Source organism: Mycobacterium sp. NGS57, from assembly GCF_059812405.1.
In genome coordinates this window covers 469976-489164 of record NZ_JCALCP010000001.1, presented here as the reverse complement: position 1 = coordinate 489164, position 19189 = coordinate 469976, and the positions used below count along the sequence as shown (strand labels likewise).

General features: G+C 70.4%; 17 protein-coding genes. 6 read left to right on the top strand and 11 right to left on the bottom strand.

The window, feature by feature from the left end; all coding sequences use genetic code 11:
* Positions 1-56 precede the first annotated feature (56 nt).
* Positions 57-656 (bottom strand): riboflavin synthase, encoded by a 600-nt coding sequence (locus AC5Y43_RS02520; RefSeq protein WP_499968966.1) that lies wholly within the window; start codon positions 654-656, stop codon positions 57-59.
* 75 nt (positions 657-731) lie between these two features.
* Between AC5Y43_RS02520 and AC5Y43_RS02515 the strand changes: the two genes are divergently transcribed.
* Positions 732-1454 carry an LppX_LprAFG lipoprotein gene (locus AC5Y43_RS02515; protein WP_499968964.1) on the top strand — a complete coding sequence of 241 codons (723 nt, stop codon included), beginning with the start codon at positions 732-734 and terminating at the stop codon, positions 1452-1454.
* The gene (locus AC5Y43_RS02510) at positions 1451-3130 is read left to right on the top strand and encodes an MFS transporter (protein WP_499968962.1); all 1680 of its coding nucleotides are present in this window, start codon (positions 1451-1453) and stop codon (positions 3128-3130) included. Before AC5Y43_RS02515 ends, AC5Y43_RS02510 begins: the two co-directional genes overlap by 4 nt.
* Positions 3131-3168: 38 nt before the next feature.
* Here the strand turns inward: AC5Y43_RS02510 and AC5Y43_RS02505 are convergent, their stop codons facing one another.
* The 8 genes from AC5Y43_RS02505 to AC5Y43_RS02470 form a co-directional block, all read right to left on the bottom strand.
* Positions 3169-3813 carry a hypothetical protein gene (locus tag AC5Y43_RS02505; protein ID WP_499968960.1) on the bottom strand — a complete coding sequence of 215 codons (645 nt, stop codon included), beginning with the start codon at positions 3811-3813 and terminating at the stop codon, positions 3169-3171.
* 342 nt (positions 3814-4155) lie between these two features.
* Complete coding sequence (ribD, locus tag AC5Y43_RS02500; RefSeq protein WP_499968958.1) at positions 4156-5184, bottom strand: bifunctional diaminohydroxyphosphoribosylaminopyrimidine deaminase/5-amino-6-(5-phosphoribosylamino)uracil reductase RibD; 1029 nt, start codon at positions 5182-5184, stop codon at positions 4156-4158.
* Positions 5181-5879 carry a ribulose-phosphate 3-epimerase gene (gene rpe, locus AC5Y43_RS02495; RefSeq protein ID WP_499969386.1) on the bottom strand — a complete coding sequence of 233 codons (699 nt, stop codon included), beginning with the start codon at positions 5877-5879 and terminating at the stop codon, positions 5181-5183. The genes ribD and rpe overlap by 4 nt, the downstream gene beginning before the upstream one ends.
* Position 5880: 1 nt before the next feature.
* Positions 5881-7254, bottom strand: coding sequence for an RsmB/NOP family class I SAM-dependent RNA methyltransferase (locus AC5Y43_RS02490; RefSeq protein ID WP_499968954.1), 1374 nt, complete (start codon positions 7252-7254; stop codon positions 5881-5883).
* Positions 7251-8183, bottom strand: coding sequence for a methionyl-tRNA formyltransferase (fmt, locus tag AC5Y43_RS02485; protein WP_499968951.1), 933 nt, complete (start codon positions 8181-8183; stop codon positions 7251-7253). The genes AC5Y43_RS02490 and fmt overlap by 4 nt, the downstream gene beginning before the upstream one ends.
* 251 nt (positions 8184-8434) lie before the next feature.
* The gene (locus AC5Y43_RS02480; protein WP_499968949.1) at positions 8435-8923 is read right to left on the bottom strand and encodes a MarR family winged helix-turn-helix transcriptional regulator; all 489 of its coding nucleotides are present in this window, start codon (positions 8921-8923) and stop codon (positions 8435-8437) included.
* Between the two features lie 132 nt (positions 8924-9055).
* Complete coding sequence (locus tag AC5Y43_RS02475) at positions 9056-11017, bottom strand: primosomal protein N' (RefSeq protein WP_499969384.1); 1962 nt, start codon at positions 11015-11017, stop codon at positions 9056-9058.
* A gap of 75 nt (positions 11018-11092) precedes the next feature.
* Positions 11093-11875, bottom strand: a complete 783-nt coding sequence (locus AC5Y43_RS02470) for a lysoplasmalogenase (protein WP_499968947.1) — start codon at positions 11873-11875, stop codon at positions 11093-11095.
* Here AC5Y43_RS02470 and lipI point away from each other — a divergent pair.
* Together lipI and AC5Y43_RS02460 are read left to right on the top strand one after the other, a co-directional pair.
* Positions 11874-12830, top strand: a complete 957-nt coding sequence (gene lipI, locus AC5Y43_RS02465; RefSeq protein WP_499968945.1) for an esterase LipI — start codon at positions 11874-11876, stop codon at positions 12828-12830. The genes AC5Y43_RS02470 and lipI overlap by 2 nt on opposite strands.
* Positions 12831-12866: 36 nt before the next feature.
* A complete protein-coding gene (locus AC5Y43_RS02460; RefSeq protein ID WP_499968943.1) occupies positions 12867-14351 on the top strand; it encodes a flavin-containing monooxygenase in 1485 nt (494 codons plus the stop codon).
* 6 nt (positions 14352-14357) lie between these two features.
* Here AC5Y43_RS02460 and AC5Y43_RS02455 read toward each other — a convergent pair whose 3' ends face one another.
* Complete coding sequence (locus tag AC5Y43_RS02455; protein ID WP_499968940.1) at positions 14358-15980, bottom strand: GMC oxidoreductase; 1623 nt, start codon at positions 15978-15980, stop codon at positions 14358-14360.
* A 140-nt stretch (positions 15981-16120) separates the two neighbouring features.
* On the opposite strand from AC5Y43_RS02455, the gene AC5Y43_RS02450 reads away from it, so the two are divergent.
* Entirely contained in the window at positions 16121-17278 is a 1158-nt protein-coding gene (locus AC5Y43_RS02450) for an alkane 1-monooxygenase (protein WP_499968937.1), read from the top strand.
* Between the two features lie 44 nt (positions 17279-17322).
* Positions 17323-17883 (top strand): pyridoxamine 5'-phosphate oxidase family protein, encoded by a 561-nt coding sequence (locus AC5Y43_RS02445; protein WP_499968935.1) that lies wholly within the window; start codon positions 17323-17325, stop codon positions 17881-17883.
* Here AC5Y43_RS02445 and metK read toward each other — a convergent pair.
* The gene (gene metK / locus AC5Y43_RS02440; RefSeq protein ID WP_499968933.1) at positions 17880-19091 is read right to left on the bottom strand and encodes a methionine adenosyltransferase; all 1212 of its coding nucleotides are present in this window, start codon (positions 19089-19091) and stop codon (positions 17880-17882) included. The genes AC5Y43_RS02445 and metK overlap by 4 nt on opposite strands.
* Positions 19092-19189 lie beyond the last annotated feature (98 nt).

The window sequence follows — 19189 nt, the reverse complement described above, 5'->3', positions numbered from 1 at the left end:
GCAGAACGTGACACTGGCTTACGTCTCGGCGAGTGACCGCGTCGTGTTTCGGTCGTCTACCTGGCCATCAACCGCTCGACGTACTTGGCGATGACGTCGACCTCGAGGTTCACCTGCGTCCCGACCGGGGCGGCGCCCAGGGTGGTGAGCTCGCGCGTCGTCGGGATCAGCGACACCTCGAACCAGTCCCGCGGGTCGGCGCCCAGCGCGGACACCGTCAGCGAAATCCCGTCGACCGTGATCGAGCCCTTCTCGACGACGTAGCGGGCCACCGCGGCGGGGATCTCGATGCGCACCACCTCCCAGTGCTGCGAGGGCGTCCGGGCCGCCACCGTGCCGGTGCCGTCGACGTGGCCCTGCACGATGTGCCCGCCGAGGCGGCTGTTGACGGCCGCGGCGCGCTCCAGGTTCACCCGTCCGCCGACGCGCAAGTCACCGAGGTTGGACCGGTTCAGGGTCTCGCCCATCACGTCGGCGGTGAACCGGCCGTCCGGAAGCAGTTCGGCCACGGTCAGGCACACCCCGTTGACCGCGATCGAATCGCCGTGTCGGGCGTCGGCGGTCACCACGGGCCCGCGAACGGTCAGCCGCGCGGCGTCGGCGAGGACCTCGCGGCCCGTCACCTCCCCGAGTTCCTCGACAATTCCGGTGAACATTGCACCAGGTTAATGGGGCGATGCGCGGCCAGGTGCGCGCCGCGTTCACCGAGCCGCTGCCGGGCACCCTTTACGATGCAGGGTATGCAAAACCCCCGCCGTCTATCGGTCGTCCTTGCCTTCGTGGGCCTCGCCGCCGCCCTGGTGGCCGGTTGCTCGTTCAGCTCGTCGAAAAGCGGCGGCCCGTTGCCCGACGCCGGGACGCTGGTGAAGCAGTCCGCGGACACCACCAAGAACCTGAAGAGCGCGCACCTGGTGCTGACCGTGACCGGCAAGATCGCCGGGCTGCCCGTCAAAAACCTGACCGGCGACCTCACCACGTCGCCGAACACCGCGGCCCAGGGCAACGCCCAGCTCACCTACCTCGGGTCGGACATCAGCGCCGACTTCGTCGTCGTGGACGGTGACCTCTACACCAACGCGCTGAACCCCGGCGACAAGACGATGATGGACGTCGGACCGGCCTCCCAGGTGTACGACCCCTCGGCGCTGCTGAACCCCGACACCGGAGTGGCCAACGTGCTGGCACACTTCACCGACGCCAAGGCCGAGGGCCGCGACCAGATCAGCGGCCAGACCACCGTGCGCATCAGCGGCAACGTCTCGGCCGACGCCGTGAACAAGATCGTGTCACCGTTCAAGGCGACCGGGCCGGTGCCGGCCACGGTGTGGATCGTGGAAACCGGCAACCACGACCTGGCCCAGGTCAGCCTGCAGCAGAGCCAGGGCAACGGCGTCCAGATGACCGTGTCGAACTGGAACAAGCCCCTGCAGATCAACAAGCCCGCGGGCTCATGAGGCGACTGGCGGGACGCCGGGTAGCGATCGGCGCGGGCAGCCTGGCGGTGCTGCTCGGTGCCCTCGACGCGTACGTCGTGGTCACCATCATGCGCGACATCATGCACGACGTCGGCATCCCGATTAACCAGCTGCAGCGGATCACCCCCATCGTCACGATGTACCTGCTCGGCTACATCGCGGCCATGCCGCTGCTGGGCAAGGCGTCCGACCGGTTCGGCCGCAAGCGGCTGCTCCAGGTCAGCCTGTTCACGTTCATGATCGGCTCGGTGATCACCGCGCTGGCCGTGCAGATCGGCAACTTCGACGTGTCCAGCATGACCGTGGAGTTCATGGGCCACCCGCTGCGCGACCTGGTGATCCTCGGCTACCCGATCCAGAACTTCCACCTGTCGAGCCTGCCCGTGCTGATCGCCGGCCGCACCATCCAGGGCGTGGCCAGCGGCGCGCTGCTGCCGGTGACCCTGGCCCTGGGCGCCGATCTGTGGGCGCAGCGCAACCGCGCGGCCGTGCTCGGCGGCATCGGGGCCGCCCAGGAGCTGGGCAGCGTGCTCGGCCCGCTGTACGGGATCCTCATCGTCTGGTTGCTGCGCGACTGGCGCGACGTGTTCTGGATCAACGTCCCGCTGACCCTGGTCGCGATGGCGCTGATCCAGATCAGCCTGCCCAAGCACGACCGCAGCGAGGCGCCGGAGAAGATCGACGTGATCGGCGGGGTGCTGATCGCCATCACGCTCGGCCTCGCGGTCATCGGCTTGTACAACCCCAACCCGAACGGTCAGGAGGCCCTGCCCAGCTACGGGCCGCCGCTGGTGATCGCGGCGGCCGTCTTCGGGGTGGCCTTCCTGTTGTGGGAGCGCTTCGCGCGCACCCGGCTGATCAACCCGGCGGGCGTGCAGTTCCGGCCGTTTTTGGCCTCGATGGGCGCCTCGTTCGCCGCCGGCGCCGCGCTGATGGTGACGCTGGTCGACGTGGAGTTGTTCGGTCAGGGCGTGATGGGCCTGGACCAGGCCAAGGCGGCCGGGATGCTGACGTCGTTTTTGATCGCGCTGCCGATCGGGGCGCTGCTGGGCGGCTTCATCGCCACTCGGGTCGGCGACCGCCCCGTCACCGTGGTCGGGCTGCTCATCGCCGCCGGCGGCTACCTGCTGATCTCGCACTGGCCGGTCGACCTGCCGCACTACCGGCACAGCTTCTTCGGCCTGTTCTCGGTGCCCGCGATGAACAACGACCTGATGATCGGCGGCGTCGCGGTCAACAACGACCTCCTGATCGCGGGGCTGGGGCTCGGGCTGGTCATCGGGCCGCTGACGTCGGCCGCCCTGCGCGTCGTCCCCGCCGCCGAGCACGGCATCGCCTCGGCGGCGGTGGTGGTGTCGCGGATGACCGGCATGCTGATCGGTGTGGCCGGTCTCAGCGCGTGGGGGCTGTACCGCTTCTACCAGATCCTCAACGAGAAGAACGGCGCGCTGCCCACCGACCTGAGCAAAGTGGACCGCGCGGTCGCCCAGGCGCAGAACGTCCTGCCGTCGTTCGCGGCGATGTACGGCGAGATCTTCACCGTCACCGCGGGCGTCTGCGTGATCGGGGCGCTGCTGGGGCTGCTGATCGTGGGCCGCCCGGAGCACGCCGAGGAGCCGGAAGTCCCCGAGCAGGAACCGGTCCCGATCTCGTGAGACATCGATTCGCTCAACGCTCGAGATCCTGCCGAGTTTTAAGCGGGCGCTAGGAGGGCCAGCGGGCGATTGACGCGATCGCTCCCAAGCCGCTCGTAGTGCCTCAGGGCAGTGGCGAATACTTCGCGTAACGGCGTGGCCGCGGTGAGCCCAAGCTCGTCCAGTCCCAGTGGCGGTTCCTCAAGCATGCCCCGCTGTGCTGCCAGCCCAGCTATGACCAGCCACATCAGCTTCTTCGGGTACAAGCCTCCGTCGCCGAGTCCCGCCATCAGGATCAGGGAATCGAAGGCGGTCATCTGTGCAAAGATGCCGTCCAGCGTTTCATCCGGGGAAACGGGAACGATAACGGGATCTCCGCCAGCAGTCGTGCTCCGATAAAACCAATCGATGTCTTCTTTGGGATAGAAGGAAATCTGACGAGCAATCTCTTTGACGGCGCTCTCTCGGTAAGGAGCGTGCAGGGGGGTCCGAACCCAGATACCGAGGTGCGCCTCTTGCTCAATGTATTCGTGGATGGGTGGTATCCGGTCCGTATCGAATGAGAAGCGGAGAGCATCGCGATACGCCTCGCGCGCATCATCCAGTGTGTTGGCACCACCGACGGTGCTTTCAGGCATCGAATGGAACTGCCACGGCGGCGTGCGCGCAGCATCGAGGCGATAGATGACGCTCTGTGCTTCCATCACCTCACCTCTCTCCACGCCTCGTCCTCGCTCAGACCCACATCTTCAACCAAAATCCGACGGACTAGGTTCCCCGTGATGTCGTCACGATCATGGTATGCGAACGTGAACTGCCTGGTAGTCCCTTGGTAACGGCGGTGCGATCCGCTTCGTCTGAGCGGGGGCCCACAATGCTTCTCAATGATTCGTTCCAGCGCTTTGCCCCGCTTGGAAGGCCACTTACGGCTCAATGGCGCAGAGTGGACAAAAGGCTGCTCATCGTCGGGATCTTAATTCGGCAGGCTGACGATTTCCGCCACGGCCGAGCGGAATCCACAGCTCGATGTCGCCTACCGGCTCACGTTAGCCGCTCTGCGGCACCAGGCTGAGCACCACGTCGGGGCCGGCCCGGTCGATCCCGTCGAACTGCCAGCGCAGCGCCCGCGCGATGGTCGGCACCCCCACGTCGCCGACGGCCGCAACCGGCCCGCCCACCAGCACCGGCGCCACGTAGGCCAGGATGCGGTTGATCGCCCCGGCCCGCAGGAACGCAGCCGCCAGGGTGGGGCCGCCCTCCAACAGCACGTCGGTGCGGTCGGCCAGCGCCTTGATCACCTCCACGGGATCGTGGGTACGGATCACCATGGTCGGCGCGTCGTTGTTGAGAACCTTTGCCTCCGGCGGCATTTCGCGCGTGCCGACCACGACGCGCAGCGGTTGGCGCTCGGCCAGCGAGCCGTCGGCCCGGCGGGCGGTCAGCACCGGGTCGTCGGCCAGCACGGTGCCGGTGCCGACGACGATGGCGTCGGCGATGGCGCGGCGGCGGTGCAGGTCCGCGCGGGAGGCCTCACTGGAGATCCACTGGCTGGTGCCGTCGGCGGCGGCGCTGCGGCCGTCGACGCTGCTGGCGTACTTCCACGTCACGTGCGGCAGCCCGGTTCGCACCTTGTGCAACCACTCGCGCAGCGGCCCCGCGGCCACCTCGTCGGCCAGCACGCCGGAGCGCACCTGCACCCCGGCGGCCTGCAGCCGGCCCGCGCCGCCGCCGGCGATCGCGTTCGGGTCGCCGACGCCATAGATGACCGTGCCCACGCGGGCCTCGATCAGGGCGTTCACGCAGGGCGGGGTCTTGCCGTAGTGGTTGCACGGCTCGAGGGTGACCACGGCGATGCCGCCGGCCGCGAGGCCGCCGGCCCGGCGCAGGGCCAGCACCTCGGCGTGGTCGCCGCCCGCGGGCTCGGTGGCGCCGACGCCGACCACCCGGCCCTCCGGGTCCACGATGACGGCCCCGACGGGGGGATTCGGGTACGTGGTGCCCTTGACCTGGTAGGAGTGCTCGATCGCCAGGCGCATGGCCGCGTCGATGCTGTTGACCGACTGGGGCTGGTTCATGCGCGCAGGTGCGCCGACGCGGCGGCGGCCTGTCGCCGCAACGCCTCCACCGCGGCCTCCGGGTCCTGCGCCCCGTACACCGCCGACCCGGCGACGAAGCAGTCGACGCCGGCCTCGGCGGACTGCTCGATGGTGTCCTCGTTGATGCCGCCGTCGATCTCGACCAGAATCGTCAGCTCCCCCGCGTCGATCAGCTTGCGGGCGGTGCGCACCTTGCCGAGCACCTCGGGGATGAAGTCCTGCCCGCCGAAGCCCGGCTCGACCGACATGATGAGCAGGGTGTCGAAGTGCGGCAGGATTTCCAGGTACGGCTCCAGCGGGGTCCCGGGCTTCACGCTGATCCCGGCCTTGGCGCCGGCGGCGCGGATGTCGCGGGCCACGGCGACGGGGTTGTCGGTGGCCTCGGCGTGGAAGGTGACGTTGTAGGCGCCGGCCTCTGCGTACGGCGGCGCCCACCGATCCGGGTCCTCGATCATCAGATGGCAATCCATGGGGATTTCGGTCGTCGCCAACAGCGCCTCCACCACCGGCAGGCCGATGGTCAGGTTCGGCACGAAGTGGTTGTCCATCACGTCGACGTGCAGCCAATCGGCGCCGCGCACGGCTGCCGCCTCGTCTGCGAGCCGGGCGAAATCGGCGGACAGGATCGACGGGGCGATCAACGGTCGACCGTTGCTGGCGGGCATGTGCGACAGACTACTTAGTTTCCGGCAACCGACGCAGCACCGCCGCGAACATCGCGTCGGTGCCGTGTCGGTGTGGCCACAGCTGCGTATAGGGCCCATCCCCCAGACCGTCCTGGACGGGCTCGAACAGCGGCCGGGCGTCCAGCGCGCACACCGGATGGCGGCGCAGCGCGTCGGCAACCACCCCAACGGTTTCCGCGAGGTGCGGCGAGCAGGTCGCATACAGGACGACGCCGCCGGGGCGGGTCAGCGCGATCGCCGCGGCCAGCAGCTCGCGCTGCAGCCTGGCCAGGGCCGGCACGTCGGCCGGCCGGCGGCGCCACCGCGCCTCCGGCCGGCGCCGCAGCGCGCCCAGCCCGGTGCACGGCGCGTCGACGAGCACCCGGTCGAAGCCCGGCTCGAGACCGCTCTCCCGCCCGTCCACGCGCAGCACCTCGACCCCGAGCCCGCGGGTGTTCTCCGCCACCATGTCCGCGCGGCGCGGCGCCGGCTCCACCGCGGTGACGCGGGCGTCCGAACCCAGCGCGGCCAGCAGCGCGGTCTTGCCGCCCGGCCCGGCGCACAGGTCCAGCCAGCGGCCGGTGTCGCCGTCGACCGGCGCCAGTGTCAGCGCGCGGGCCACCAGCTGGCTGCCCTCGTCCTGAACCAGCGCCGCGCCGTCGCGCACCGGCGCCAGCCGCCCGGGATCACCGCCCGGCAGGTACACCGCGTAAGGCGAATACCGCCCGACGGTGCCGCCGACCGCGTCGGCCAGCTCGGCGGCGGTCAGCACCCCCGGGCGGGCCGCCAGATGCACTTGGGGCCGCCGGTCGTCGCTGGCCAGCAGCGCGTCGAGTTCGCCCGCGGCCGCACCGAGCGCGTCGGCGAAGGCCTGGGCGATCCAGCGCGGGTGCGCGTGCACGAACGCGGCGTGCCCGACCGGGTCTTTGGACCCGTCGGGGGCCAGCTCCGCGACCCAGGATTCCTCGTCCCGGCCGGCGATCGTGCGCAACACCCCGTTGACGAAACCCGCTCGCGCCGAGTCGAATTCGATCCCGGCCTGCTCGACGGTGGTGGACACCGCGGCGTGCGCGTCGACGCGGGTGCGCAGCAACTGGTAGGCGCCGAGGCGCAGCAGGTCGAGCAGCACCGGGTCGATGGCCTCCGGCGCGCGCCCGGCGGCCGCGCCGATGACCGCGTCGAGCAGCCCGCGGGTGCGGCAGGTGCCGTAGGTCAGCTCGGTGGCGAAAGCGGCGTCGCGCCCGCTGATTCCGCGCTGGCGCAGCAGCGCGGGCAGGGCCAGGTTCGCGTACGCGTCGCGCTCGCTGACGGCGCGCAGCACCTCGAAGGCGGCGCCGCGCGCGGGGTCCAGCGGGGTGCGCCGTTTGCGTGGTTTGGCGCTCATGTCGCGCGCGCCGCGGGATCGAGCCGGGCGCCGCGGGCCCAGTCGACGGCGGTCATGAATTTCTTGCCGGGCGGCTGGATCTGGCCCAGGCGCACCGGCTCCGTGCCGGTGCCGATCCACACGGATTTGCGGTCGGCGTGAATGGCACCAGGCCCCAACGGCTTTGGGCCGCCTGGGTCGGGCTGCACCGGACCGAGCTTGACCCGGAGGTCGCCGACGACGGTCCACGCGCCAGGGTTGGGCGTGACGGCGCGGATGCGCCGCTCCACGACCGGCGCCGGCAGATCCCAGCGCACCCGGGCCGCCTCGACGGTGATCTTCGGCGCGACGCTGACGCCGTCGGCCGGCTGCGGACGCGGCGTCAGCGTGCCGTCGGCGACGCCGTCCAGGGTGGCCGACAGTAGCGCGGCACCCGAATCCGCAAGGCGCTCGAGAAGATCGGCCGCGGTGTCGGTCGGCCGGATCGTCTCGGTGACGACCCCGTACACGGGCCCGGAATCCAGGCTCGGCTCGATCTGGAACGTCGTCGCCCCGGTCACGGTGTCCCCCGCGGCGATCGCGGCCTGCACGGGCGCCGCGCCGCGCCAGGCGGGCAGCAACGAGAAGTGCAGGTTGATCCAGCCGTGCGCGGGCACCGCGAGCAGGTCGTCGCGCAGCAGCGCGCCGTAGGCCACGACCGGGCAACACTCCGGCGCCCACTCCGCGAGCTCGGCGACGAACTCCGGCGAATTGGCCCGCGCCGGGCGCAGCACCGGGATGCCACGCTCGAGCGCCTCGCGGGCCACCGGGGACGGCTCCGGCTTGCCGCGCCGGCCGGCGGCGGCGTCGGGCCGCGTCAGCACCGCGACCACCTCGTGCCGGGGCGATTCGAGCAGGCGCCGCAGCGCGGGCAGCGCGGGTTCGGGGGTACCGGCGAAGACGAGGCGCACGGGCACAGTCTAGGAAGAACCGGATCCTCGCATTCGGCGTGAGCCCAGCGCTTCGGGTGTGAAGCCTGGGCTTTCAAAGTGAATCCCGGGCGGGAATCCGCGCCGAAACCCGCCCTACCTTCACAACCAGCGCCCTGGGCTCGCGCTCGAAGCCTTGGGGCTCACACTCGACGCCCGCGCTCCGACCCGGGAGCATCTCCGCGATCAGCGCCCCACACCGCCAGCGGCTGGCCACCGCCGACAGAAAGTGACTAGAGGTCGAGATCGGCGTCCAGGTGGACGTCGGGCTCGCCGCCGGCGGCGGTGAACGCGGTCAGGGCCCGCACCAGCCCGTGGCGCTCGGGCGGCGGCATCTTCTCCACGATGGCGGCGATCTCGGCGCGCCGGTACGCGGTGACCCGGCGCACCACCTCGCGGCCGCGCTTGGTCAGCGCCGCCAGCAGTTCGCGCCGGGACGTGGGGTGCGGGAGGCGGTCGATCAGCCCGGCGGCGACGAGCCGGTCGACCATCCGGCCGGTGGCCGAGGGTTGCACCCCGAGCAGGCCGGCCAGCGTGGCCAGGTTGACCGGGCCGCGGTTGGACAGGATTATCAGGGTCCGGAATTGCGGAATGGTGATGGTCTCGTCGACCTGCCCGATCGAGCGGGCCGAGACCGCCAGCAGCAAACGGGACGCCGTCAGCAGCGCATCGGTGATCACGTCCAGCGAATCGTCAGCTGCCGTCGCGTTGTCCGCCGCCATGGCGCCCCTCCTCCGGACCCTTGCCCGGGCCAACAGCAAAGACCCGCCAAAGAGATGAAAGTGTAACAGCCGAGACCCGAAATTATTTCTCACGAATATTATCGCCACCACGCAGCTTCGGCGCGGCTCACGCTATCCGATGTGCAGCGGATCGATCTGCACCCGCACCGGCTCGTGGTTCTGCCGGGCGCTGAGCACACCGACGCCCCGCCGCAGGGCGGCCGCCAGCCCCAGGCCCTGCGCGCGGCGCACCCGCAGCAGCATCCGGATCACCGGCACGCCGGCGGGCGTCCCGGCCGGGCGGCGCACGCCCGGCGGCAGGTCGACCGGGCCGAGCACGTCGGCGTGGTCCTGGCCCGGTAGCCGGGCCTCGTCAAGCAGTGCCGCCACGGCCGCGGCGGTGCCGTCCAGGGCCGCCATGTGCACGCTGGGCGGCAGCCCGACCTCGGCGCGCGCGGTCAGTTCGGCCTCCGCGTGCCCGACGGGATCCCAGCGGATCAGCGATTGCACTGTGGGAATGGATGATTCGGCGACCACGATCACCACGCCGCCGTCGCCGCGAGGGCGCACCAGGGCGGCGGCGCTCATCCAGCGCCACAGGGCGTCCTCGGCGGCGCGCAAATCCTGGCGGCCCAGCAGCGCCCACGTGTCCAGCAATAGCGCGGCCCCATACCCGCCGTCCGCGCGGGGCTCGGCGCCGGGCGTGGCCACCACCAGGGCCGGGCGGGCGGCAACCGCGTCCACGATGGCGTCGCCCGCCGAGGTGACGACCGGGGTGCCGGCGAACGCCCGGCCGAGCTCCTCGGCGGTGCGCCGCGCCCCGACGACCACCGCGCGCACCGCGTCCGACCCGCAGCGCGCGCACCGCAGCGCCGGTTCGGCCCGACCGCACCAGCGACAGGTCGCGCCCGGGCCACGTTCCTGCAGCGACCCCGCCAGTGACAAGGGACCGGTGCACTGCCGGCACCGGGCGATGGCGCGGCAGCGCCCGCACGCCAGCGACGGGACGTAACCGCGCCGTGGCACCTGCACCAGCACCGGCGCCCCGTCCTGCAGCGACGAGCGCGCGGCGCGCAACGCGATGGACGGGACGCGCGCGGTGCGGGCCGCCGGGTCGCGTTCCTCGGCGTAGCCGCTGTCGTCGAGGGCGATCACGCGCGGGGTGCGCGCTCGCACCACGGGCCGCGCGGCGACGATGTCGTGCGCCCACCCGCTGCGCACCAGCGCGTGCGCCTCGGCGGTGCGCGCGAAGCCGCCGATCAGCGCCGCGCAGCGGGCCTGGTGCGCGCGCAGCATCGCCACCTCGCGGGCGTGCGGGTACGGCGCGCGCGGCTCGGCCAGGCTGTCGTCGGCGTCGGCCCACACCATGACCAGCCCCAGGTCGCTCAGCGGCGCGAACACCGCGCTGCGGGTGCCGATCACCAGCCGCGCGGCGCCCCGCAGCGCCGCCAGCCAGCGCCGGTAGCGGGCCGCGGGGCCCAGCCCCGCCGACAGCGCCACCACGCATTTTTCGTCGATCAGCGCCGTCGCGGCCCGCCACAGGGTGTCCAGGTCCCGCTGATCGGGCACGATCGCCAGCGCCGAGCGCCCCGTCGCGACCGTTTGCGACGCGGCCTCGGCGAACCGGTCGGCCCACGGCTCGCCCGGCAGCGCCTGCCAGACGGCCCGGGCCGCGCGGGACTCGGCCAGCGCCGCCAAGAACTGCCCGCCGCGGGCGTACGCCTCCCAGGCCGACGGGTCCACGGGCCCGACCACCGGCAACGGCAGGACGGCCGCGGCTTCCCGCTCCACCCTGGCGTGCCGGGCCGGCACGGCCAGCCGCAGCACGTCGGGCCGGGTCCCGGCGTACCGCGCCGCCACCGCGTCGACCAGGCGCCGGATCTCCGGGGTGAGCACCGGCTCGGGCGAGACGACCCGATCCAGCCAGCCCAGCTTGCCCGTGTGGTCGGTGTCGTTGCGCCGCTCCAGCACGAACCCGTCGACCAGGCGGCCGTGGAAGCGCACCCGCACCCGCACGCCGGGCTGGGCGTCGTCGGACTGCTCGGCCGACACCAGGTAGTCGAATTCGCGGTCCAGATGCGGCACCGAGAGCATCGGCAGCACCCGGGCGATCGGCTCGACCTCGACGGGGGTGCGCCGAGTTACCTTGCTAGCCAACGGGACCGACAACTAGCCCTGGTCGGCCTCGGCGTCATATTCGGCGTCGTAGTCGGCGTCGTAGTCGTACTCGTACGCATAGTCGGGCTGGTATTCGGGTTCCTCGCGGCCGAAGAAGAACCCGGCGGTGATCAGGACCTGGGCCGCGGCGTACAACCACCAGATGGGCACCGCCAGCGCGTCGTTGTAGAGGATGAACCGCCCGATGGCGATCATCGCGTCCGACACCCCGAAACACACCGCGCCCACCGCGGTCCAGATGGTCGGCAGGTCCGCCAGCAGCGCCGCGCACACCATCGCCGTCAGCGCGATCATGTAGAGCGTCACCGGAATCGTCAGCTTGTCGCGGCCCAGGTGCGGCCAGAACCACGCCAGCAGCGACACCGACGCCAGGCACACCAGGACGACGGCGGCCAGGCGCGGGCGCGTCGTCCGGGCCAGCGGCACCAGCGCGCCCAGGAAACACAAGTGCGCCAACAGGAATGCCGCGAGCCCCAGCCCGAAGGACATCGTCCACCACGGAATCGCCAGCAGCCAGTCGCCGACGGCCGAAAGCAGCAGCGCCGGCATCAGCCAGCGCCGCTCGCGGACGATGGGGTGCGCCACCGCCGCGACCGTCAGCAATACCGCCATCGCCGCCTTGAACGGCGGCTGCAGCACCCAGTGCCCCGTCAAATCCGTTCCCGGCGGCGAACGCAACGCGAGCACGGTCAAATAGACGCCGTAGGCGAGGCCCGCCCACCCGGCCACCACCCAGCCGCCGGACACCAGGCGCGGTGCGTACGGTACTTCCATGCCCAGCTTGGACATCGCCGATGAGAACCCTGGTATCGATCCCATCTTGGAGAAGGTACTGGATGCGGTTCCGTTCCGGCTATCAACCGAAGATGGTGTCGAGGCGGCGCGTCAACGGCTCCGCGACCTGCCCCGCCGCCCGCTGCATCCCGAACTGCGGGTCGAGGACCGGGACATCCCGAGCCCCGGCGGACCCCTCGGGACCCGGATTTATTGGCCCTCAGCCGATCCGGGTACCGACGCGCCCGTGGTGCTGTTCTTCCACGGCGGCGGGTTCGTCGTCGGCGACCTCGATACCCACGACGGCACGGCGCGCCAGCACGCCGCCGGCGCCGACGCGATCGTGGTGTCCGTCGACTACCGGCTGGCGCCGGAGCATCCCTACCCCGCGGCCGTCGAAGACGCTTGGGCCGCAACGCTGTGGGTCGCCGAGCACGGCGCCGAGCTCGGTGCCGACACCGCCCGGATGGCGGTCGCCGGCGATTCGGCCGGCGGGACGATCGCCGCGGCCACGGCGCAGCGCGCCCGCGACGAAGGCGGGCCGGCCCTGGTCTTCCAGCTGTTGTGGTACCCCTCCACGCTGTGGGACGCGTCGCTGCCGTCGTTCACCGAGAACGCCGACGCGCCGATCCTGGACTCGGCGGCCATCGCCGCGTTCTCGCGTTGGTACGCAGGCGAAGTCGACCTGTCCGACCCGCCGTCGGGCATGGCGCCGGGGCGGGCGACGGACCTTTCCGGGCTGGCGCCGGCCTACATCGGCGTCGCCGGTCACGACCCGCTGCGCGACGACGGCATCCGCTACGGCGAGCTGCTGGCCGCCGCCGGGGTCCCGGTGCAGGTGCACAACGCCGAGACGATGGTGCACGGCTACCTCGGCTACGCCGGCGTGGTGCCGGCGGCCACCGCCGGGATGGATCGCGGGCTCGCGGCGCTGCGCGCGGCGCTGCACCCATAGAGATCCCCCCGCCCCGCGGACTATCCTGGGGCGCACATGAGCGTTAAACCCGACTACGACACCCTGATCGTCGGCGCCGGATTCTCCGGCATCGGTACGGCGATCAAGCTGGACCGGGCCGGTCTCGCCGACTACCTCATCGTCGAGGCCGGCGACGGCGTCGGCGGCACCTGGCACTGGAACACCTATCCCGGTATCGCCGTGGATATTCCGTCGTTCTCCTATCAGTTCTCCTTCGAGCAGAGCCCGCGCTGGTCGCGCACCTACGCGCCGGGCCACGAGCTGAAGGCCTACGCCGAACACTGCGTCGACAAATACGGCCTGCGGCCGCGGATCCGGTTCAACACCAAGGTGCTTTCCGCCGAGTTCGACGACGAACACCGCCTGTGGCGGGTGCAGACCGACCCCGGTGGCGAAGTGACCGCCCGGTTCTTGATCAGCGCCAGCGGCGTGCTGACCGTGCCGAAGCTGCCCGACATCGACGGTGTCGACTCGTTCGCGGGCACCACCATGCACACCGCGCGGTGGGACCACGGCCAGGACCTGTCCGGCAAGCGCGTCGCGATCATCGGCACCGGCGCCTCGGCCGTGCAGGTCATCCCCGAGATCGCGCCGATCGTCTCCCAGCTCACCGTGTTTCAGCGCACCCCGATCTGGTGCTTCCCCAAGTTCGACGTGCCGCTGCCCGCGCCGGCCCGACTCGCGATGCGCGTCCCGGGCGGCAAGGTGGTCCAGCGGCTGCTCAGCCAGGCCTTCGTCGAGCTGACCTTCCCGCTCGCCGCGCAATACTTCACCGTGTTCCCGCTGGCCAGGCGGATGGCCGCGGCGGGCCGCAGCTATCTGCGCCAGCAGGTGACCGACCCGGTGCTGCGCGAGCAGCTCACCCCCGACTACGCCGTGGGCTGCAAGCGGCCGGGCTTCCACAACGGCTACCTGGCCACGTTCAACCGCGACAACGTGCGGCTGGTCACCGAGCCGATCGACAAGATCACGCCGTCGGCGGTGGCCACCACCGACGGACACGACCACGAGATCGATGTGCTGATCCTGGCGACCGGCTTCAAGGTGATGGACACCGACAACGTCCCCACCTTTTCCGTCATCGGCAGCGGCGGTGAGTCGCTGAGCCGGTTCTGGGACGAGCACCGGCTGCAGGCCTACGAGGGCGTGAGCGTCCCGGGTTTCCCGAACATGTTCAGTGTGTTCGGCCCGTACGGCTACGTCGGCTCCTCGTATTTCGCGCTCATCGAGACGCAGACCCATCACATCGTGCGCTGCCTCAAGCGGGCCCGCCGCGAGGGCGCCACCCGCGTCGAGGTGACCGAGGAGGCCAATCACCGGTACTTCGCCGAGATGATGCGCAAGCGCCACCGCCAGATCTTCTGGCAGGACAGCTGCCGGCTGGCCAACAGCTACTACTTCGACAAGAACGGTGACGTGCCGCTGCGGCCTGCCACCACGGTGGAGACGTACTGGCGCAGCCGGCGATTCCGGCTCGACGACTACCGGTTCAGCGCCTGAGACAAGCTAGTCCTTGCGCCCCTGCAGGATCCCCTCGATGTTGTGTTCGGCCAGCGCGGTGATCGACATGAACGGGTTGCAGCCCAGGTAGCCCGGCAGCAGCGAGGCGTCGTTGACGAACAGGTTGTCGTAGCCCTTTACCCTGCCGTAACCGTCGGTGGCCTTGCCCCGCACCACCCCGCCCAGCGGGTGAACGGTGTTGGGCGCGAAGGCCTTTCCCTCGAAGAGATCGTCGCGGTAGTCCACGCCGCTGGCCTGGGTCACCTTGTCGAAGACCACCTGCGCCCGCGCGTGCAGGTTCTCGGTGTAGCCCGCCGGCCAGTCGATGGCGATGGAATCCTTGGCCCGGTCGTAGTGGATGTCGGCGCGGTCGCCGGTGCGCACCATCACGTAGTAGCCCAGCGCGAACGTCTCCACCGGCAGCGGCAGCGAGAACATGCTGGCGTACACCGGGTTGTCCGGGTCGTTGCGGCCGTCGAGGTTGATCATCCCCAGCAGGGACTGCTGCGTGCCCGCGGGGTCGCTGGGCGCCAGCATGTGGGAGACCATGATGTCGCCGTTGTTTCCGTACCCGCGGCCGACCTCGTCGTTCAGGTGGGGCAGGCCCCCGGTTTCGCGGGCCCGCAGCAGCAACTCGTTGGTGCCCAGCACCCCGGCGCTCAGATACAGCTGGTCGCAACCGAATTCGTCGTCGGCGACCTTCTTGCCGTACCGGTCGATCTCGCGGGTGGACACCACGTATTCGCCCGACCGCTCCCGGCGGATGCCGGTCACCTGGGTGAGCGGCTTGAGGTGGACCTTGCCCGTGGCCAGCGCGGCCGCGATGTACGTCTGGTCGACGCTGCCCACCCTGCCGTAGTTGTTGCCGTATTGCTGCTCGAAGTTCAGCGCCGAGCGCGGAACCAGTTGCGCCTCTTCCTTTTGCATGTAGTCGAACGAGTAGGCGCTGCCGTTGTAGTCCACGCCGTAGCCGGCCGCCTCCGCGTACCGCCGGCCGACCCTGGCGTACTGGAACCACGGCGTCTTCTCGAACCAGTCCATGTCGCGGTAGCTGATGCGCAGCATGGTCTTGGCGCGCTCGATGTAGGTCCCGAAAAAGGCGTCGGGGGCGATGTCGGGGAAGGTGGCGCGGACCTGATCGGGGGTCGGGATCGCCGCGATCGCGGCGTTGACCATCGACCCGCCGCCGACGGCGGCGCCGCGAAACACCGTGTGCGCGCCGTGTACCACCTTCTCGCAGATCCCGGCCTGAACCGGCTGCGGCGACTTCGAATGCTTGGCCACCTCGGCGATCGACACGCCCCGATACGACGGCACCAGGCTGGGCGGGACGGAGGTGAACCAACCCGCGCGATTGTCCGGGGGCATCATCGGCGTGAAGCGTTTGCCGTCCGCGTCGGGGGTGTTCCACCACCGGCCGCGTTCCAGGATCAGCGTGTCGACGCCGGCCTGGCCGAGTCGCAGCGCCGACACCCCGCCGCCGTACCCGCTGCCGACGACGATGGCCCGGTAGTGGGGGCGCAGTGCGCTCGCGGCCGCTCGCCGGGTCCCGAGTTCGACGCCGGCACCCAGAGCGCCCGCGGTGACACCGGCGGCGGCGCCCAGAAAGCGCCTCCGCGAGAGAGCCATCCTTGCCTCCGGTTTACAACAGACTGTGATTTAAGTAACGACGTTGTAAGCATACCGTAAGTATGCATAATGCGCTATTGTGGGTGGGCATGACAGGTGACCGCCTGTTAATTCGACCGACAGAATCGTTTTGGACGAACGTGCCACTTTCGCCTAGCGCCCAGCTACCGGTCCGTCGACCGGAGACGCCCGCCGCGTCCTGGAATCAGCCCAAGCGGTACCTCTGGCTCCTCGCGGCGGCCGTGCCGGCGCTCGTCTTCCCGTCCTGGCTGGGGATGAAGGCCACCGGCGTCGGCCTGTTCTGGTGGACCGTGCCGCTGCTGGCCTTCGTGGTCATCCCGGTATTGGACCATCTCGTCGGCCCCGACGCGGCCAATCCCGAGGACAGCATCCTCGCGTGGCTGGAGACCGACCCGTTCTACCGCTGGGCCACGTACCTCTATCTCCCCAACCAGTACCTGTCGCTGGTGTTCGCCTGCTGGCTGTGGAGCGGCGGCGGTTGGCTGGCAATGAGTTTCGTCGACAAGGTGGGGCTGATGGCGACGGTCGGCCTTGTCGGCGGGCTCGCCATCAACGCCGCGCACGAGCTGGGGCACACGCGGGAGCGCACCGAACGGCGGCTGAGCAAGGTCGCGCTCGCGCAGACCTGCTACGGGCATTTCTACGTCGAGCACAACCGCGGGCACCACGTCCGGGTCGCCACCGCGGAGGACCCGGCCAGCGCGCGGTTCGACGAGAGCCTGTATGCCTTCATCCCGCGGTCGGTGAGCGGCAGCGTGCGCTCGGCGTGGCGCCTCGAGGGGGCGCGGTTGGCCGCGCTGGGCAAAACCCGCTGGACGCTGCACAACGACGTGCTCAGTGCGTGGCTGATGAGCGCCGCGCTGTTCGCCGTACTTTCAGTATGGTTCGGCCCGGTGGTGCTGCCCTGGCTGATCGGCCAGGCGATCGTGGGCTTCAGCCTGCTGGAGACGGTCAACTACCTCGAGCACTACGGGCTGCGGCGGCAGAAGCTGGCCAGCGGCCGCTACGAGCGGGTGCGTGCGGCGCACAGCTGGAACAGCAGCACGGTGATCGCCAACGTCCTGCTGTTCCACCTGCAGCGCCATTCCGATCATCACGCCAACCCGCTGCGCCCCTACCAGGTGCTGCGCCACGTCGACGACGCCCCCCAACTGCCGAGCGGATACAGCGCGATGCTGTTGCTGGCGCTGTTCCCGCCGTTGTGGAGGCGGGTGATGAACCCGCGGGTGCTCGAGTTCTACCGCGGCGACATCCGGTTGGTCGCGCTCAAGCCGTAACCACCGAAACCGTAGCCTTCGCGGCCGACGCTACGATTTGCAGCGTGGCAAAGGTATTTCCGGGCATCGACTCATCGCTGCGCGCGTTCATCGAGGAGCAGGCCGTGTTCTTCGTTGCCACCGCCCCCTCCGAAGGAGGGCGAATCAACCTCTCCCCCAAGGGTTATCGCGACACCTTCGCGGTGCTGGGCGAGCACGCCGTCGCCTATCTCGACCTGTTCGGCAGCGGTGTGGAAACGATCGCGCACCTGCGCGACAACGGCCGGATCACCGTCATGTTCTGCTCGTTCACCCGCACCTCGCGGATCCTGCGGCTGTTCGGCACCGGGCGCGTGGTGCGCCCCGACGACGCCGAATTCGCCGGGCTGCTCACGCATTTCGGTGACCAGCACGCGGGCGTCCGCGCCGTCGTCGTCGTCGACGTGGAACGCATCGCCGACGCCTGCGGGTTCGCGGTGCCCTACTACGAACTCGTCGACGAACGGCCGGTGCTCGACGCGCACCACCACAATGCGACCGACGAGGCCTACGCGCGGCTGATCGAGCGCAACGGGCGCAGCATCGACGGGCTGCCGGCGCTGGGCGCCGACCACCCGCTGCCTTAGATCGCGCGCTTGAGCTCGTCGACCATGTTGAGCTGCTCCCACGGCAGCTCGATGTCGGTGCGGCCGAAGTGCCCGTAGGCGGCGGTCTGCGCGTAGATCGGGCGCAGCAGGTCCAGGTCGCGGATGATCGCGCCGGGCCGCAGGTCGAACACCTCGGGCACGATCTTCTCGATCTTGACCGGGTCGACGATCGCGGTGCCGAACGTCTCGATGAACAGCCCGACCGGGGCGGCCTTGCCGATGGCGTAGGCCACCTGCACCTCGACGCGCTCCGCCAGGCCGGCGGCAACGATGTTCTTTGCCACCCAGCGCATCGCGTACGCCGCCGAACGGTCCACCTTGGACGGATCCTTGCCGGAGAAGGCGCCGCCGCCGTGGCGGGCCCAGCCGCCGTAGGTGTCGACGATGATCTTGCGGCCGGTCAGGCCCGCGTCACCCATGGGGCCGCCGAGCACGAACTTGCCGGTCGGGTTGACCAGAACCCGGGTCCCCGACGAGTCCAGGGTCTCGTGGGCCAACTCGTCGAGCACGGTGGAGAGCACGTGCTTGCGGATGTCGGGGTCCAGCGTCTTCTCCAGGTCGATGCCGTCGGCGTGCTGGGTGGACACGACCACCGTGTCCAGCCGCACCGGGACGTCGTCCTCGTAGGCGATGGTGACCTGGGTCTTGCCGTCGGGGCGCAGGTAGGGCAGCGTCCCGTTCTTGCGGACCTCGGTCAGTTTCCGCGACAGCCGGTGGGCCAGCGCGATCGGCAGCGGCATCAGCTCCGGGGTGTCGTTGATGGCGTAGCCGAACATCAATCCCTGGTCGCCGGCGCCCTGGGAGTCGAGCGGGTCGGCCGCACCCTCGACGCGCGCCTCGTGGGCCGTGTCGACGCCCTGGGCGATGTCGGGCGACTGCGCACCGATGCCGATGTTCACCCCGCACGACGCCCCGTCGAAGCCCTTGTCCGACGAGTCGTAGCCGATGTCGAGGATCCGTGCGCGCACGGTGTTGGTGATGTCGGCGAACGCCTCCTTGGCCGACGTCGTCACCTCGCCCACCACGTGCACCTGGCCCGTGGTCACCAGGGTCTCGACCGCAACACGTGAGCGGGGGTCCTCTGCCAGCAGCGCGTCGAGGACCGAGTCGCTGATCGCGTCACAGATCTTGTCGGGATGACCTTCGGTCACCGACTCACTGGTAAACAGACGACCCTTTTCGCTCACTATTCCGATCCTTCCGATAATTAGGCAGTCGAATTATATCTTCTGGCTCGAGGCTCGGTCCGTCCGCCCGGGGGCGACGGCCGGCGCCCGTGGACGCC